The sequence below is a fragment of the Nitrospira calida genome (genome assembly GCF_976986435.1).
Window position 1 is genome coordinate 1,464,980 of sequence record NZ_OZ335950.1, and the last position, 16,369, is coordinate 1,481,348.

The following is a 16,369-nucleotide window of genomic DNA, read 5'->3' on the forward strand; positions in this document are numbered from 1 at the left end:
ACGGGTGACATGAAGCGAATTCGCACCGGGGTCATCGGAGTCGGCCACCTGGGCCAGCACCATGCCCGCCTTTACGCCGGTCTGGCGGGCTCGACACTTGTCGGTGTGATGGACACCAATCCGGAACGAGCCCGTTCGATCGCGGAGCGCTACGGCGCGCGAGTGTTCTTCGATCAGGAACAATTGCTTAAGGAAGTGGACGCGGTCAGCGTGGCCGTGCCGACGACGGCGCATTACGCCGTCGCGAAGGCCTGCCTGGAAGCCGGCCGGCATGTGCTCGTTGAGAAACCGATCGCCGTCACGCCCGGCGAGGCCCGCGACCTCGTGGAACTGGCGCGGAAGCGCGGCTGCCTCCTGCAAGTCGGCCATATCGAGCGGTTCAATCCGGTCATGCAGGCGGTACGGCCCCGGATCGGCCGGCCGGGGTTCATCGAATGCCACCGCTTGAGTCCGTTCGGCGAACGGGGCACGGATGTCGACGTCGTCCTGGACCTGATGATCCATGATCTTGACCTGGTCCTCTCGTTTCAGCTCGGTCCGGTGGAAGAGATCCGGGCCGCCGGCGTGCCGGTGCTCTCGCCCAACATCGATATCGCCAACGCCAGGATCGTGTTCGCCGGCGGGTGCGTGGCGAATTTGACGTCCAGTCGGGTGTCGCTGAACCGGATGCGGCGTCTGCGGGTCTTTCAGCGTGACAGTTATGTCTCGATCGATTTTTCCACGCGCCAGGGGATGATCTGCCGGCGTCGCGTGAAGCCGGGCGAGCGGCCGACGCTCGATATCGAACATGTCCAGGGGACCGACGAGGAGCCGCTCAAGCTGCAACTCGAGGCCTTTCTGCAGGCCGTGTCGACCGGCGGTCGTCCCGCTGTGTCCGGCGAGGACGGAGCGGCGGCGTTGGAGCTGGCCCACCGGATCCTGGAGGCCATCGGAGAATTCGTGCGACGGCACACAACGAGCGAAGAGCGGGTAGCGAATGGCAGGATCTCGGGAGAAATCGACGGTTAGCTGCACGCTGTTGGCTACCAGCTGAAGGTCATGCCACGCATTCTCATCATTACCGGCGAGGCCTCCGGCGACCTGCACGGGGCCAATCTGGCTCGGGCGCTGAAAGCGTTGGATCCCGGCCTGTCGATTGTGGGTATCGGCGGGGCGTCCATGCGGGCGGCCGGGGTGGAGCTGGTGCCTGGCGTCCCGCCTCTCGACATCATCGGCCTGATCGGTCCCTCGGCCGTTGCGGTTCTGCTCCGGCGGATCCTGGCCGTTCGACGCATGCTCCGCACAGAACTCTTTGATCTCGTCGTATTGATCGACAACCCGGGCCTGAATCTGCATTTTGCGCGCGTGGCGAAGGCGGCGAAGCGGCGGGTGTTGTACTACATCGCGCCGCAGATCTGGGCTTGGCGGCCGCGGCGGATCAACTGGATCCGGCGGCGGGTGGACCATGTCGTGGTCATTCTGCCGTTCGAAGAGCCGCTGTATCGGCGGGCCGGCATCCGCTGTACCTTCGTCGGGCACCCGCTGCTGGATGCCGTCACACCGGCCCTCGATCAGGCCGAGCTGCGCAAACGGTTCGGCGTCGATCGGGCGGAAACGGTGATCGGGCTGCTGCCGGGAAGCCGTGAAGGAGAAGTCCGGTCGCTGCTGCCGGTGATGCTGGAGACCGCCCGGCGTCTGGCGTCCGAACGGCCGGGAGTCGAGTTTCTACTGGCTCAGGCGTCCTCGATCCAGGATAATCTGATTCAAGAGCTCTTAGCCGATGCGCCGGTGACCGTGCGGGTGCAGCGTGACCTAGCCAACGAGGTGATGGCGGCGTCGGATCTGTTGTTCGTCGCCTCCGGAACGGCAACCCTCCAGGCGGCGGTGGTCGGCGCGCCGATGATCCTCCTGTATCGGGTTCCCTGGCTGACGTATTGGATTGCGCGGGCCGTGATCCGCGTCGATTGCATCGGGTTGGTGAATCTCGTTGCAGGACGAAAGATCGTGACCGAGCTGATCCAGCAGGAGGCGACGCCCGAGCGGCTGCACCGGGAAGCGGTCCGCCTGCTGACCGACAGGATCGCGTACCACGAGATGAAGGCTGCGCTCCGCGTGGTCAGGCAGTCGCTGGGCGAACCGGGCGCGTCGCGCCGGGCGGCCGAAGTGGTGCTGGCGGAGTGTCGTGCATGAAGCAATTTTTCCGGCTGATCGGTTACTTGAAACCCTATAGGGTCCGGCTCGCGGCGGCGTTCATCTGCGCCGCGCTGGTGGCCGCACTGTCCGGCGCGTACGCCTGGCTGGTGCGGCCAGTCCTGGATGGCATTTTCATCAACAAGGACGAAACGTTGCTGATCGTTCTGCCGCTCGCCATTCTGGCCGTGGCTGTGTTGAAAGGCGTCTTCAGTTACGGGCAGAACTATCTCATGAACTATGTGGGCAATCGGGTCATCACGGACATCCGCCAAGCGCTGTTCGGACAACTGCTCCGCCTGCCCGTCGGGTTTCACGACGCCAACACCTCGGGACGGCTTGTGTCGCGCGTCATCAACGACGTCAACCTGATGGCCAATGCGGTGGCGGGTGTGCTGAAGGATCTCTTCCAGCAGGGCCTGACCTTTCTCGCGATGCTGGGGGTGATTTTTTATCAGAATTGGCAACTCGCCGTCCTCTCGATCGTCGTTATCCCCTTGTCGGCCTACACGATGATCCGCATGGGGCGGCGGCTGCGCCATCTGGCGACCAGAGGGCAGGAGCGGATCGGCGATATGGCCTCGTTGCTGCAGGAATCTTTGGCGGGAATCCGCATGGTGAAGGCGTTCGGGCGGGAGGAAGCCGAAACGCTGCGCTTCAAAGCCAGCAACAAAGCCTTTCTGCAGACGACGATGAAGGCGATCCAGGTGTCGTCCCTCGGGTCCTCGCACATGGAAGTCATCGGCGTCGTCGGCGTGGCTGGCATCGTGTGGTACGGGGGCTATCTGGTGATTCACGACGCCATGACGCCCGGGGCGTTCTTCTCGTTTCTCGCGGCAATGTTCATGGCCTATACCCCAATCCGCAGGCTGTCGGGAGCGAACAATACCATCCAACAGGCGCTCGCTGCAGCCGACCGCGTGTTCGACGTACTGGATCTGGAAACCGAACAGGATCGGGACCGCGGACGGATCGAGCTGGTTCCCCTCACGCGCGCGTTGGAATTTCAGGGCGTGACGTTCCGTTACGAGCGGCACGGCATGGACGCGCTGTCTGGCATCAACCTCACCGTCCGGGCCGGCGAAACGGTCGCCTTCGTCGGCGGCAGCGGCAGCGGCAAAACCACGCTTGTGAGTCTGGTTCCTCGCTTTTACGAGCCGACCGAGGGCCGGATTCTGATCGATGGGACGGACATCCGGGAGTGCACGCTCAGGTCGCTGCGCGCCCACATTGGCATCGTCTCGCAGGACGTGGTGCTGTTCGACGACACGGTCGCCCAGAACATCGCCTACGGCCGGCCGGGAGCTCCAAGGGAGGAGATCGTGCGAGCCGCTAAGCTGGCCTATGCGCATGACTTCATCGAGCGGCTGCCTTCCGGGTATGACACGCTGATCGGCGAACGCGGCGTCAAGCTGTCGGGAGGCGAGCGCCAGCGGTTGGCGATCGCGCGGGCGATCTTGCGCGATCCCGCGATTCTGATTCTGGACGAAGCCACGTCGGCGCTCGATACGGAGTCGGAACGCGTGGTCCAGATGGCGCTCTCCAACCTGATGAGGCATCGCACGACCTTGGTGATCGCGCACCGGCTCTCGACGATTCAAAATGCGGATCGGATCGTAGTGTTGGATCGGGGCCGGATCGTCGAGATCGGCTCGCACGAGACGCTGCTCCGCCAAAACGGATTCTACAAACGACTCCATGCGATGCAATTCCAGGACACGTGACAGGCGACACGTGACGAGTGGCGGGGTTGAAGAGTCTCCCCAGAGAGATGCCCCGTCGCGCATCACGCGTCACGCGTAGCGGTATGTTGACATGGCTCAAACTCACGTGCCTGCCCCCGATTGGCGCTTGGCTGATCCGAACGCTGGGCGTTCTGATCAGCATCCGGTACGAGAGAGCCGAGATCGTCGAGAACCTGCATCGGGAAGGGCACCGCGTCGTTTTCGCGTTCTGGCACAACCGCCAACTGCTGATGCCCTTGGCCTATCGAGGCGGCGGCGCGTATGCGCTCATCAGCCAACATCGCGACGGCGAGCTGATCGCGAGAATCGCGGAACGGCTCGGCATCCGGGCGGTGAGGGGCTCCAGCACAAGAGGCGGCGCGGCGGCCTTGCGCGAATTGATCCGAGCGGGGCGCTCGGGCGCTGATCTCGCCGTCACGCCGGACGGGCCGAAGGGGCCGAGGTACGTCGCCAAGCTCGGCGTGGTGCAACTGGCCAAAGCCACGGGGCTGCCGATCGTGCCGGTGACCTTTAGCTGCTCAAAAAAAAAGTCTTCGCGAGCTGGGATCGGTTCGAAGTGCCGCTTCCGTTCGGACGAGGGCTCTTTCGATGGGGGGAGCCCATCTGGGTGGCGGCCGATGCAACCGACGCCGACCTGGAAGTGAAACGCGCCGAACTGGAGGCCGCGCTGAACCGACTCACCGCGGACGCGGATGAAGCGGTCATGAAAGAATAGCCAACGGCCAACGGTGAGCAGCGAATAGCACGGAGCCATTGGCTGCAAGCTGCTCGTTGCTGCTCGCTATTGGCCTCACGTTCATGTGGTACCTCCTCTACAACGTCCTCCTGAGTCTGGCCTCTCCGGTGATCCTGCTGATGCTGCTCGGCAAGAAGCGATGCCGGCGAGGATTGTTGGAGAGGCTGGGTTTATCCGGTTTGTCTCGTTTATCTGGTTGGGGACAAAACACACCAAACAAACCAGATGAACCACACAAACCGGTCATTTGGCTCCACGCTGTGTCGTTGGGCGAGGTGACGGCGGCCGTGCCGCTCGTGCGCGCGTTGGCCCGCCGCTATCCGGCGCATCGGTTTGTGGTGTCCACCGTCACTGAGACGGGACGCGAAGCGGTGGAGCACCGCCTGGCGGGGACCGCCGAGCATTGCTACGCCCCGCTCGATTTCCCCTGGGCGGTGTCCGCCTTTGTGAATCGCCTCGATCCGCGTCTGTATCTGTTCGTCGAAACCGAACTGTGGCCGAATCTTCTGCGGACGCTCCGGCGGCGCGGCGTGCCGACGGTGCTCGTCAACGGCCGAGTGTCCTCCCGCTCGTTCGCGCGCCAACGAATGGGCTTCGTCCGGCCGCTGTATCGTCAGGTGCTCGAATCCGTCACCCTCTGTCTCATGCAGTCTGACCGGGATGCCGAACGGATTGTCGCCCTGGGAGCCGATCCGGCCCGGGTGCGCCGCACCGGCAACATCAAATTCGACCAGCCCTTGCCGGAGGTGGCAACGACCGGTCCTCTCTCCCGCGAGGTCTTGCGCTTGGCGCAGGAAGAAGACCTGTTCGTGGCTGGGAGCACCCATCCCGGCGAGGAAGAACAGCTTATCGCCTGCTATCAGACGTTGGTTCGCCGTTTCCCTTCGCTTGTGCTTCTGTTGGCGCCGCGCCACATCGAGCGGGCATCGCAGGTGGAGGCGATGATTCGCGCCAAGGGCTTGGCGGTCGTAAAGAGAAGCCGGCTCAGCGCCGATCCGACGAGCGCATCCGCTACCACCATGACCGGACCGCGTGTGATCCTATTGGATACGCGCGGAGAACTGGCAAGTCTCTATCGGTGGGCCACCCTAACGTTTGTCGGCGGCACGTTGGTTCCAGTGGGCGGACACAATCTCCTGGAGCCGGCCGTTTGGGGGAGGCCGGTGTGGTTCGGTCCCTATACCGATCACTGCCAGGAAGTAGCGGACCTGCTGGTGCAGGCGGGTGGAGGAAGACAGGTGCGCGACGGGGAACAACTCGCCGCCGAGCTGGCCGCTCGGCTCGATGACCGAACGGGTCTGGCGCGTATGGGGGAAGCGGCGCAGCGCGCGGTGCTCGTCAATCGCGGGGCCCTGGATCGCAGCCTCGAGCTGATCGCAAGCGTGCTCGACGAAGAAAAAGAACATTCGAAGGTCGAGGTGCCAAGTTCGGCAGAGAAGCAAGTTGGGGTGTCGCTGTGAAGGCCGAGGGGCTTGGGATGAAGGTGCGCCGAAGGTTCGACGCCTGGGGAGGCGGTCCCGCGCTGCTCGTTTCGGCCACCTCGAATCTCGAACCGCGACCCGCGGACGTTCTGTTACAGGCCTTAGCCCTACTGTACGGTGCCGCCTCCGCAATCCGGGCGTCCCTCTACCGACACGGCTGGCTTCCCACGCGCAAACTCCCTTGTCGGGTCATCAGCGTGGGCAACCTGACGGTCGGCGGGACCGGCAAGACGCCCGTCGTGATCTTTCTTGCCGAATGGTTGCTGGCGCAGGGGAAATGCGTGGCCGTGCTCAGCCGCGGCTATCGGCGAACAAGCCGGTCGTCGCAAGTCCTGGTGTCGGACGGCCGCAATCTGTTGGCCGGACCCGCGGAAGCAGGAGACGAACCCTACTTGATTGCGCAACGGTGCCCGAGGGCGATCGTGGCGGTAGGGGCGGATCGCTATGCACTGGGGCGATGGGTATTGGCGCAGCACCCCATCGACTGTGTGGTGTTGGATGACGGATTTCAGCATCTGTCTTTGCACCGGGACGTCAATCTTCTGTTGGTTGATGCCACGGATGCCCGAGGGCTTGAGGCCGTGGTTCCGGCCGGACGGTTGCGCGAACCGCTCGCAGCGGCGGCACGAGCCACGGCGCTGCTGCTGACGCGAGCCGATGGGAACGTCGACCCTGAACCGGTCCTGCAGCGCATCAGGCAGGCCGGCGGGCCGGTGGAAGACCCCGTCCGGGTTTCGTTTAAGCCGGAAAGGCTGGTCAATGTCGCGAACGGCAAGATGGAGGACCCGGCACGCTTCACCGACAGGTCGGCCGTCGCATTCAGCGGCATCGCCAACCCCGCTTCTTTTCACGCCTTGCTGGAAGAGTTGGGTCTCAAGGTGGCCGAAACGATCGTCTTTCCGGACCATCATGTCTATAGCCGGGCCGATCTGGAAGACCTCCGCCAGCGCGTGCAGCGGTCCGACGTCGAGATCCTGATCACGACCGAGAAAGATGCGGGAAAGATCGCCCCTCTGCTCCGACCGGACGATCATTGCTGGGCGGTGCGGCTGCGTACCGAGATCGTTGACGGGTGGGAACGGCTGGAGCGGCTTCTGTTAGGGGGGAACGGGGTCACGTGAGGCAGCACTCCGCACCCAGCACTCAGCACCCGTGGGCCCGGCGCATCCTTGTGCGAGGGCCCAACTGGATCGGCGACGCGGTCATGTGCGAGCCGGCGCTTCGGGCGGTCCGGACGCTGTTTCCTGAGACAACAATCGCTCTGCTGGTCAAACCGCCGATCGCGGAACTGTTAAAAGGACATCCGGCCGTCGATCACACCCTGGTCTACGATGACCGGGGCCGTCATACCGGCTTGTCGGGCAAATGGACGCTGGCCAGTATCTTGCGCCGTCACCGGTTCGACCTGGCGATTCTGTTTCAGAACGCCTTTGAGGCCGCGCTGCTCAGCTTTTTGGCCGGTATTCCCCGCCGCTACGGCTACGCGACGGACGGCCGGGGATTTTTGCTCTCCGACCCGATCACGCCTCCGGCCCGAGTCAAACTGAAGCACCAAGTTGAATACTATTGGGATCTGCTTCGACCGTTAGGGTGTCAGGGGCAGCCGGACGCGCCCCGCTTGTTTCCGGCGGCAGAAGAAGAATCGGCGATGGCGGAACGATTGGCGGCAGCCGGCGTGGCGTCGTCGGACTTTCTGATCGGCGTGAACCCCGGCTCAACGTACGGAGGCGCCAAGCGATGGTTGCCGGAGCGCTTCGCCGAGACGGTGAACCGGCTGATCGAGGAACAGGGACCGAGAATCGGAAAACCGATTAAAGCCGTGATCGTCGGTGCCAGAGGAGAAGAAGCCTTGGGACAGGCGATCGCCGGTTTGATCCACGCGACTACGGTCGTCCTATCGGGTCGGACGACGATCAGAGAGTTGATGGCGGTGACGAAACGCTGCGGGCTTTTCCTGACCAACGACACCGGGCCAATGCACATCGCCGCAGCGTTCAACGTGCCGGTAGTGGCGGTCTTCGGTCCCACCGACTGGCGAACGACCGCGCCGTTCGGAACCGGGCACAGCCTCGTTCGGCAGCCGGTGGACTGCGCCCCCTGTCTGCTCCGCGAATGTCCCATCGATCACCGCTGTATGGCGGGCGTGACGGTCGAGCTAGTCTACCAGGCGGCAGCGCAACGGTTGAAACGGGTATCTGGTTTGTTTGGTGCGTGGGGAAACGACACCAACCAGATCAACCAAACCAACCAGATAGACCAAACACACGTGCTTTCTGGTTTTACCATTTTTTTAGACCGCGATGGGACGCTGAATAAGGACACCGGGTACGTCAGGTCACCGGAAGAAGTCGAGTTGCTGCCGGGCGTCGGATCGGCCTTGGCGCGTCTCAAGCGAGCCGGCGCCCGCCTGGTGGTGGTGACCAACCAATCGGGGGTGGCGAGGGGAATCTTCACCATGGCGGATGTGGAGAGGGTGCATGCCAAGCTGCAGGCCTTGCTCCAGGCCGAGGGTGTCGTGGTGGATGCCATCTATTTTTGTCCCCACCATCCGGATGACGGGTGCGCCTGCCGCAAGCCGAACACCGCGATGGTCGACCGGGCCGTGCGCGAACTGGGGCTGGACCTCTCGCGCGCCTATGTCGTTGGAGACCAGAAACGGGATATCGAGTTGGCGCAGCGGGTCCGCGCACGGAGCCTCCTCGTCATGAGCGGCCCGGCCGGCCGCGAGGCCTTGGAGGAATTGAAGCGGGAAGGATTGCCGCCCGATCACATCGCGCCGTCGTTGGCCGAAGCGGCGGAATGGATTTTCGAAGATGCCAAAGCCCGTCATGCAGTGGCCGTGAATCGTTGACGGCGGGACGCGATCGGTTGCCGGGGTCTTTCATCTTCGCACATCACGTGGGCGTCCCTGGCACGCTGCGGAGCGATGGGCTCCGTTCACGAGGAAGTCATGCAGGATTACCGTCGCATTCTGATGATCAAGCCGAGTTCGCTGGGAGATATCGTCCATGCGCTGCCGACGCTGGCTGCCTTGCGCCGGCACTGGCCGCAGGCCCACATCACTTGGCTGGTGAAGCGACAATGGGCGGGCATCGTGGAACGGGCGGAGGGGGTCGATCGGGTGTGGCCCGTGAACGGGGGGCTGACCGGTTGGCTCTCGCAGGTGCCGGCCCTGCGCGCCGCCGCGTTCGATCTGGTGGTGGATCTTCAAGGGCTTTTTCGCAGCGCGGCGATGGCCTGGCTGACGGGGTGTTCGACCAGAATCGGCTTCGCCAACGGCCGCGAGGGCAGTCCGCTCTTTTACTCGATTCGCGTGCCGGTCCCCACGCCCGAGATGCATGCGGTGGACCGGTCTCTCCTGACGGCGGCGGCACTAGGCGCGCCGGTCTGGCCGGTTCCGCCGGCTCGGTTTCGCATTCCAGTTGAAGACCGCGAAGCGGTGGGGCAGCTTCTGCAGCGCCACGGCCTTGCGTCCGGGAACGACTGGATCGCGATGAACGTCTCGGCCCGATGGCCGACCAAGCGTTGGCCGCTGGAACGCTTCGCCGCCGTGGCCGATGAACTCCAGCGCGAGGGGGCCGGACGCATCGTGTTGATCGGCGGGCCGGGCGAGCGGATCGATGCGGACGCGCTGAAGGCCCTGATGCGGACCAGTCCGATCGATCTCACCGGGCAGACCGATCCTGGCCTCTTGCCGGCGCTGCTCGAGGCGGCGGCGCTCCTGATCACGAACGACTCCGGCCCCCTGCACGTGGCGGCGGCCGTTGGCACGCCGGTCGTCGCGATGTTTGGCCCGACCAGTCCCATCCGGACGGGACCGTACGGGACCGGACACGCCGTGTTGACCCATGCGGTTCCCTGCCGTCCGTGTTTCAGTCGGATTTGCCGCAATCAGGTTCCTCTGGAGTGTCTCATCGGCATTGCTCCTCATCAGGTGCTGGCCGCTGTGCGCGAACGCGTACCGGTCAGGCGGGCGCACGCAACACCGTGAAGATCTTCATTGCCGAATCCAGCGCAGCCGTGGGTGGACAGGAATGGGCGGTGCTGCTTCACGCGGAGGGCTTGCGGAAGCGCGGGCACGATCTGCGGCTCATCCTGGAACCGGGCAGTCCGATCGCCGAGATGGCCGGCCGCAAGGGATTGCCGGTTGAGCTGGTGACCATGAAGCGGTCACGCTACCCGTCGGCGATCCTTGCGTTCCGGCGGCTGATCCTCCGGGAGCGTCCGGCGATCCTGCAGGTGAACAGTTCGTGCGATAGTTGGATTGGCGCCTTGGCGGCCAGGCTGGTCCCTTGCAGGCCGAAGATCATCCGGATCCGGCACATCTCGACACCGCTGAACAACACCTTCGCGACTCGTCTGCTGTACCGGCGCCTGCTCGACATGGTGATCGTGACGGGCGGGGAGCGGACGCGGCGGGCGTTGATCGAACGGGACGGGCTCGCTGCCGACCGGGTGGCGGCCTTTCCGATCGGGCTGGATGTGGAGTATTTCAGACCGGCGCCGCCGGATCATGATCTGCGACGCGAGTTGGGCCTGCCCGGCGACCGGAAACTCGTCGGGCTTATCTCCTACCTGCGCACGTACAAAGGTCATGGCTATTTCATCGACGCGGCGGCCCGTGTTCTGGCGCGCCATCCCGATACGACGTTTCTGATCGTGGGCGAGGGCCCGGAGGAGCAGGCGATCCGGGCGCGCATCGAGTCTGGGGGGTTGACCGACGCGGTAAAGATGTTGGGATTCCGGCACGATCTCTTGAACGTCTTCCGGTCCCTCGATCTGTTCGTGATCCCGTCGGTCGAAGGGGATACGATTCCCCAAGTCCTGATGCAGGCCCTCGCGATGGGACTGCCGGTAGTATCCACGACCGTCGGCTCGATCCCTGACGTGGTGATGGACGGCGAGACGGGGTACGTGGTCCCTCCGCGCGATGCCGCCGCCTTGGCGGAGCGCATCGAGGTGTTACTGGAGGACGCGTCGTTGCGCAAGCGGATGGGGGAACAAGGCCGGGCGCTGGTTGAACGCGTGTATTCAATCGACCGCATGCTGGATGAACTGGAACGGGTCTATCGGAACGTGCTCACGTCCCGACAATCCCCGGATCGTTGAGGATTGGCGCATGGTGAAGATATCGGCGGTCATCATCGCCTATAACGACGAGCCGAACATGCGCGCCTGTTTGGAAAGCGTGCGGTGGGCGGATGAACTCGTCGTCGTCGATTCCTACAGCACCGACGCGACAGAAAAGATCAGCCGGGAATTCACCGACCAGGTTTATCAGCATGAGTTCTCGGGATTCGGGCGGCTGCGCAACGAGGCGATCGCGCACGCCTCGCATGAATGGGTCTTCAGCCTTGACACCGACGAACGTGCGACGCCGGAGCTTCGCGACGAAATTCGGGCCTTGATCGCCCGGGGACCCGAAGCCGACGCCTATTTCGTGCCGCGCAAGAATTATTTCCTCGGCCGCTGGATCCGGCATGGCGGCTGGTATCCCGATTACCGCCAACCGCAGCTTTTCCGCCGGGACCGGTTGCGGTATCGGGAGGAGGCCGTCCACGAAAGCTTCGACCTCGACGGCCGCATCGGGTATCTCAAGGAGCATGTGCTCCAATACCCGTTCCGGGACATCGATCATTATCTGCTCAAGCAAGACCGCTATTCTGACTTGATGGCCCGCCGCATGGCCGAGCAGAGGCGGCGATTCCGCCCCCATCAGTTGGTCACGCATCCGGTGTTCACGTTCCTGAAAATGTATGTCGGCCGAGCGGGCGTCCTGGACGGGGTGCCGGGGCTCATCCTGGCCGGACTGTACGCCTACTACACGTTCATCAAGTACGCGAAGCTGTGGGAGTTAAGCAAGAAAGCAGGTGGCGAATAGCCGGCACAAAGAGCTATGAGCTACCCAGCCATTTGCGACTAGCCGAGGCAACGAATGAAGGTCAGCGGCTTCACCATATCTGTCGCAACGCGGTCGCGTTTCGATCCCCGATCATCGAACCCTCCTGATCGGGATAAGGGGGGAGATCGGGATCTCTCAATGACAGGATCGAGATGAGCAAGAACGGGTATCGAATCCTGCATACCGAGTCTTCCACTGCGCGGGGCGGGCAGGAGTTCCGGGTGTTGCAGGAAGCGCTGGGCATGATCGCGAGGGGACATCGCGTCGTGCTGGCCGCGCCTTGGAACAGTTGGCTTTCGGCTGAAGGACTCAAACAGGGACTTCCGGTGGTGACGATCGGAAGAACATGGATCCAGTGGCCGTTCACGATGGCGGTGTTGCAACGAGCGATGCGCCGAGAGCGGATCCAGATCGTGCAGTGCCATGGCTCCGCGGACAGTTGGGCGGCGGCGCTTGTCGCACGCTCGATCCCGCAGCGCCCGCTGGTCGTCCAGGTGCGGCACAAATCGACCGCCGTGCGAAATTCGGTCCTCCATCGGTGGGCATACCGCAGAGGCTATGCCGCGATCGTGACGACGGGGGAAGCCGTCCGCCGTCGTCTGTTGGAGCAATTCCAACTCGACCCGAGCAAGATTGTCTCGATCCCCACGGGTGTGGACCTCGAGCGCTTCGCCGTGCGCTCGAGCAACGATGTGCTGCGCCACTCGTTCGGGTGGAACCGCGACCATTGTCTTGTCGGAACGGTGGCGTTTCTGCGGAGCTACAAAGGCCTGGAGGTCTTGATCGAGGCCGCCGCGAAACTTAGACAACGCTATCCCCGCATCCGATTCGTGATTGCGGGGGAAGGCGAAGAACAGCCGAAGATTTCGAGTCGGATCCGTGAGCTGGGGCTCCAGGATCGTGTGGTCTTGACCGGTTATTGGGAGGACGTTCCAGGCCTGCTGGCCATGCTGGACATCTACGTCCAACCCTCGCTCAAGGATGAGGGCGTCCCGCAGGGGGTCGTGCAAGCGTTGGCAATGGAACGGGCCGTCGTGGCCACAGCGGTGGGAGGCACCGGCGAAGTGATCCTACCGGGACGGACCGGGCTGCTGATTGAACCCGGCTCGGCCGAGGCGCTCGCCCAGGCGGTGAGCGCGCTGGTCGAAAATGTTGACTTGCGGAGCAGGCTGGCCCGGGAAGGGCGGCAACATGTTCTCCGTTCCTACTCGGCTCAGGAAATGCTGAGAAAGACCGAGCAGCTCTACGAGCACCTGATGGGGACTGCCTGAGCGCGTAAAGACAAAGTGTCGGTCTGGTCTGTTCGGTTGTGGGAGCCATACGAGCGACCGGATAGATGAGACAGACTGAAGAGACCAAACAGACTGAAGAGACGATGAAGGTCAGCGGCTTCACCATCTGTCGCAACGCGGTCGCGTTCGACTATCCAATCGTCGAAGTGCTCCGGTCCGCCCTGCCGATCGTCGATGAATTCATTGTGAATGTCGGTCAGTCAGACGACGGAACCCTGGATCTGATCCGCTCCATCGGCTCGGAGAAGATCCGCATCGTGGAGTCGGTCTGGGACGACAATCTGAAAAAGGACGGGCTGTTGTTTTCCATCGAGACCAACAAGGCCCTGGCCCGCTGTACCGGCGACTGGGCGCTCTACCTGCAGGCCGACGAAGTGCTGCACGAGCGGGATTACGAGACGATCCGGCGCACGCTACGGGATCACCTGGACGATCCGCGCGTTCTGGGGTTCACCTTTCGCTATCTCCATTTCTACGGAGACTACCGCTCGGTCAATCCGTGGTTTTACCACCGCGCGGTGCGTATCATCCGCAACGACGGCCAGGTCGAATCCTGCGGCGATGCCGTGGGGTTCTGGCTCAAAACAGATCGCGGCTATCTGCAGAGCATCCACCGGGACCGGGTGCGCCCGTCCGGGGCGACGATCTACCACTACGGCTGGGTTAAACCGGCCACGGTGCTGCTGGAGAAGTTTCGCTATCAGGTGGCCCGTCACCACGGCGAACAACCCGGCCCCGAACAGGCCCGCATGCTGGCTCGGACGGCCTATGAGTTCGAGGACTACGACATCATGAAAACCTTCACCGGCAGCCATCCGGCGGTGATGGCAGAACGGGTGCGAACGTATCCGGTGCTCAAGCCGGGACGGAATCGCTGGCTGAATCCGGCGTTCTATCGGGCTGTGCTGAAGCGAGGGTTCAGAGGGTAGAAGACGTGAAATGTGAAGCCTGAAGCGTTCATCGTAGGACATGGAGTCTCCAACAGGTCATTTTACGAACGACGATGTCCATTGCGGCGGTCATCATCACCAAAGACGAAGAACGGAACATCGCGGTCTGTCTGGAGTCGCTGCGCTGGGTAGACGAGATCATCGTCGTGGACGCCTGCAGCGTGGATCGCACCGTAGAGATCGCCAGGACCTACACGGATCGGGTCTTCGTCAGACCGTGGCCGGGCTACGGCCCGCAGAAAAATTTCGGGATCGATCAGGCCGGCGCCGACTGGATTCTCATCGTAGACGCCGACGAACGGGTAACCGAAGCATTGCGGGATGAAATTCTGCGCACGCTGCGGCAGGGACCCCCTTCTGATGTGGTCGGCTACGAAATCCCGCGACGAAACTTTTTCTACGGCAAGTGGATTCGGGGCAGCGGCTACTATCCAGACTATCAATTGAGACTGTTCAAACGGTCGGCCGGCCGGTACGACGACGTGTTGCTACATGAGCATCTTTGTCTCGATGGCCGTGTGGCGAGGCTGACGAATCCGCTAGACCATGACAGCATGCCGACGATCGGGCGTCATGTCCGCAAGATGATGCGCTACACCACGCTGGGCGCGCAGGAGAAGCTCAAAAGTTCTTCGCGTGTAACCGGTTGGGAGGTCGGCGCCCACCACCTGGGTACGATCCTCAAAACCTATCTCTTACGACGCGGCTATCGCGACGGAATTCACGGCCTTATCGTCGCGCTCTTCGCGGGTCTGCACACGTTCGTGAAATACGCGAAGGCATGGGAAGCGTCGCAGGAACGGGGTGAAGGGATAACGGGGTAACCGAGGTAAAGAAGAGACAAGGGGGCACGGGGTAAGGAATGAAGACGGAGTGAGGGATGGAGGGATAACGGACCATCCGGTTGGCGTCGCCGTTCCGGCTTGGCTTCGTTCGCTACCCCGCTACCTCCTTACACCGTTCTTGGTGAAAGATGAGGATCGGAATCGACGCGAATCCCATCGTCCGGAACCGCGGCGGCATCGGCTGGCATACGTACCATGTGCTTCGCGCGCTCGTCGAGTTGAAGGATCCGGATCTTGATCTGATCGCCTACGTCAGCCCGGGATCGGCCGACGCGAGCGTGATGCACGAGCCATGGGCGCGCAGCCGGGGGCTCACGTGGCGGGAAACCGGGGGCTGGGCCCTGCGGTGGCGCGGGACGAGGGATAAGCTGGATGTGTTTCATGGCCCTAACTTCAAATTGCCGACGGTCGGCCGGTTCGGCGGCATCGTCACGATTCATGACCTGTGGCTTGCGCGGCATCCTCAATTTTCCCGCAAGCTGTTCGGGCAATGGGGTGCGACCAGGCGCGTCAGGCGGACCGCGCATGAGGCGGCCCGCATCATCACCGTCTCCGACCACTCGGCTCGCGACATCGTGGCGATCTGCGGCGTGCCGCGGGAGAAGGTTACAGTCATTCACAATGCGGTGTCTGAGGAGTTCTATCCGTCGCATGATCTGCTGGCGCTGGCGGCCTGGGGGCGGCGGTTTGGGTGGACGCCGCGGCCGTTCATTCTGTTCGTGGGCGGCGCCGACCCAAGAAAAAATCATCGCGCCGTGCTCGAAGCCTATGTTGGCCGACGGGAGCAACTGAAGTCCCATACGATCATCATGGTCGGGTCACCCACGCACCGCTTCGGCAATCTCTGCGACAGCGTGGCGGCCGCCGGCCTTGAGGAGCATGTGGTCTGTACCGGACCCTTGTCTCTCGCGGATCTACGGATGCTGTATTCCCATGCCGAGGTATTCGTCTTCCCCTCGATCTACGAAGGCTTCGGGATGCCGGTGTTGGAAGCCATGGCCTGCGGCGCGCCGGTGATCACCTCGAACACGACGGCCCTGCCGGAGGTCGCCGGCGATGCTGCCGTACTCGTCGATCCGGACAAGCCGGACGAGCTGGCGGACGCGATGGCGCGGGTGATTCATGATTCATCCTTGCGCGCCTCCTTACGGGAAAAGGGGTTCCAACGCGCGAAGCGGTTCACCTGGGAGCGGACAGCGCGGCAGACGCTGGCGGTCTATAAAGAGGTGTGTGGCGGATAAGCGTTCGA

The 16,369-nt window shown here is 63.2% G+C and carries 14 protein-coding genes; all 14 read left to right on the plus strand.

The genetic code is table 11. From position 1 onward, the window contains the following. Positions 1-9 precede the first annotated feature (9 nt). The 14 genes from ACWHTU_RS07260 (at position 10) to ACWHTU_RS07325 (ending at position 16,361) form a co-directional block, all read left to right on the plus strand. Positions 10-1,008 (plus strand): Gfo/Idh/MocA family protein, encoded by a 999-nt coding sequence (locus ACWHTU_RS07260; RefSeq protein ID WP_447862808.1) that lies wholly within the window; start codon positions 10-12, stop codon positions 1,006-1,008. A gap of 30 nt (positions 1,009-1,038) precedes the next feature. Then, positions 1,039-2,169, plus strand: coding sequence for a lipid-A-disaccharide synthase (gene lpxB / locus ACWHTU_RS07265; protein WP_447862810.1), 1,131 nt, complete (start codon positions 1,039-1,041; stop codon positions 2,167-2,169). Beyond that, a complete protein-coding gene (msbA, locus tag ACWHTU_RS07270; RefSeq protein WP_447862811.1) occupies positions 2,166-3,893 on the plus strand; it encodes a lipid A export permease/ATP-binding protein MsbA in 1,728 nt (575 codons plus the stop codon). The genes lpxB and msbA overlap by 4 nt, the downstream gene beginning before the upstream one ends. 83 nt (positions 3,894-3,976) lie before the next feature. Beyond that, positions 3,977-4,558, plus strand: a complete 582-nt coding sequence (locus ACWHTU_RS07275; RefSeq protein ID WP_447862813.1) for a lysophospholipid acyltransferase family protein — start codon at positions 3,977-3,979, stop codon at positions 4,556-4,558. A 109-nt stretch (positions 4,559-4,667) separates the two neighbouring features. Beyond that, on the plus strand, positions 4,668-6,110 hold the full coding sequence (locus ACWHTU_RS07280) for a 3-deoxy-D-manno-octulosonic acid transferase (RefSeq protein WP_447862815.1): 1,443 nt from the start codon (positions 4,668-4,670) through the stop codon (positions 6,108-6,110). Positions 6,111-6,127: 17 nt separating this feature from the next. Then, positions 6,128-7,252 (plus strand): tetraacyldisaccharide 4'-kinase, encoded by a 1,125-nt coding sequence (lpxK, locus tag ACWHTU_RS07285; protein ID WP_447862816.1) that lies wholly within the window; start codon positions 6,128-6,130, stop codon positions 7,250-7,252. Between the two features lie 50 nt (positions 7,253-7,302). Continuing rightward, positions 7,303-8,982: a lipopolysaccharide heptosyltransferase II gene (gene waaF, locus ACWHTU_RS07290; RefSeq protein ID WP_447862817.1), complete on the plus strand. Its 1,680-nt coding sequence runs from the start codon at positions 7,303-7,305 to the stop codon at positions 8,980-8,982. 75 nt (positions 8,983-9,057) lie between these two features. Next, complete coding sequence (locus ACWHTU_RS07295) at positions 9,058-10,122, plus strand: glycosyltransferase family 9 protein (protein WP_447862818.1); 1,065 nt, start codon at positions 9,058-9,060, stop codon at positions 10,120-10,122. After that, the gene (locus tag ACWHTU_RS07300) at positions 10,119-11,240 is read left to right on the plus strand and encodes a glycosyltransferase (RefSeq protein WP_447862820.1); all 1,122 of its coding nucleotides are present in this window, start codon (positions 10,119-10,121) and stop codon (positions 11,238-11,240) included. The genes ACWHTU_RS07295 and ACWHTU_RS07300 overlap by 4 nt, the downstream gene beginning before the upstream one ends. Positions 11,241-11,250: 10 nt before the next feature. Continuing rightward, positions 11,251-12,012, plus strand: a complete 762-nt coding sequence (locus ACWHTU_RS07305) for a glycosyltransferase family 2 protein (protein WP_447862821.1) — start codon at positions 11,251-11,253, stop codon at positions 12,010-12,012. A gap of 173 nt (positions 12,013-12,185) precedes the next feature. Continuing rightward, complete coding sequence (locus ACWHTU_RS07310; RefSeq protein WP_447862823.1) at positions 12,186-13,304, plus strand: glycosyltransferase family 4 protein; 1,119 nt, start codon at positions 12,186-12,188, stop codon at positions 13,302-13,304. 65 nt (positions 13,305-13,369) lie between these two features. Beyond that, positions 13,370-14,254, plus strand: a complete 885-nt coding sequence (locus ACWHTU_RS07315; RefSeq protein ID WP_447862825.1) for a hypothetical protein — start codon at positions 13,370-13,372, stop codon at positions 14,252-14,254. 74 nt (positions 14,255-14,328) lie between these two features. Further along, the gene (locus tag ACWHTU_RS07320) at positions 14,329-15,099 is read left to right on the plus strand and encodes a glycosyltransferase family 2 protein (RefSeq protein ID WP_447862827.1); all 771 of its coding nucleotides are present in this window, start codon (positions 14,329-14,331) and stop codon (positions 15,097-15,099) included. Positions 15,100-15,248: 149 nt separating this feature from the next. Beyond that, a complete protein-coding gene (locus ACWHTU_RS07325; RefSeq protein WP_447862828.1) occupies positions 15,249-16,361 on the plus strand; it encodes a glycosyltransferase family 4 protein in 1,113 nt (370 codons plus the stop codon). Positions 16,362-16,369 lie beyond the last annotated feature (8 nt).

Excerpts from the sequence above, each read along its gene's own strand:
- ACWHTU_RS07305 (WP_447862821.1), top strand. The coding sequence starts at position 11,251 with ATGGTGAAGATATCGGCGGTCATCATCGCCTATAACGACGAGCCGAAC.
- ACWHTU_RS07275 (WP_447862813.1), top strand. The coding sequence starts at position 3,977 with ATGTTGACATGGCTCAAACTCACGTGCCTGCCCCCGATTGGCGCTTGG.
- msbA (WP_447862811.1), top strand. The coding sequence starts at position 2,166 with ATGAAGCAATTTTTCCGGCTGATCGGTTACTTGAAACCCTATAGGGTC.
- lpxK (WP_447862816.1), top strand. The coding sequence starts at position 6,128 with ATGAAGGTGCGCCGAAGGTTCGACGCCTGGGGAGGCGGTCCCGCGCTG.
- ACWHTU_RS07325 (WP_447862828.1), top strand. The coding sequence starts at position 15,249 with ATGAGGATCGGAATCGACGCGAATCCCATCGTCCGGAACCGCGGCGGC.
- ACWHTU_RS07320 (WP_447862827.1), top strand. The coding sequence starts at position 14,329 with ATGTCCATTGCGGCGGTCATCATCACCAAAGACGAAGAACGGAACATC.
- ACWHTU_RS07295 (WP_447862818.1), top strand. The coding sequence starts at position 9,058 with ATGGGCTCCGTTCACGAGGAAGTCATGCAGGATTACCGTCGCATTCTG.
- ACWHTU_RS07260 (WP_447862808.1), top strand. The coding sequence starts at position 10 with ATGAAGCGAATTCGCACCGGGGTCATCGGAGTCGGCCACCTGGGCCAG.
- ACWHTU_RS07310 (WP_447862823.1), top strand. The coding sequence starts at position 12,186 with ATGAGCAAGAACGGGTATCGAATCCTGCATACCGAGTCTTCCACTGCG.
- lpxB (WP_447862810.1), top strand. The coding sequence starts at position 1,039 with ATGCCACGCATTCTCATCATTACCGGCGAGGCCTCCGGCGACCTGCAC.
- ACWHTU_RS07315 (WP_447862825.1), top strand. The coding sequence starts at position 13,370 with ATGAGACAGACTGAAGAGACCAAACAGACTGAAGAGACGATGAAGGTC.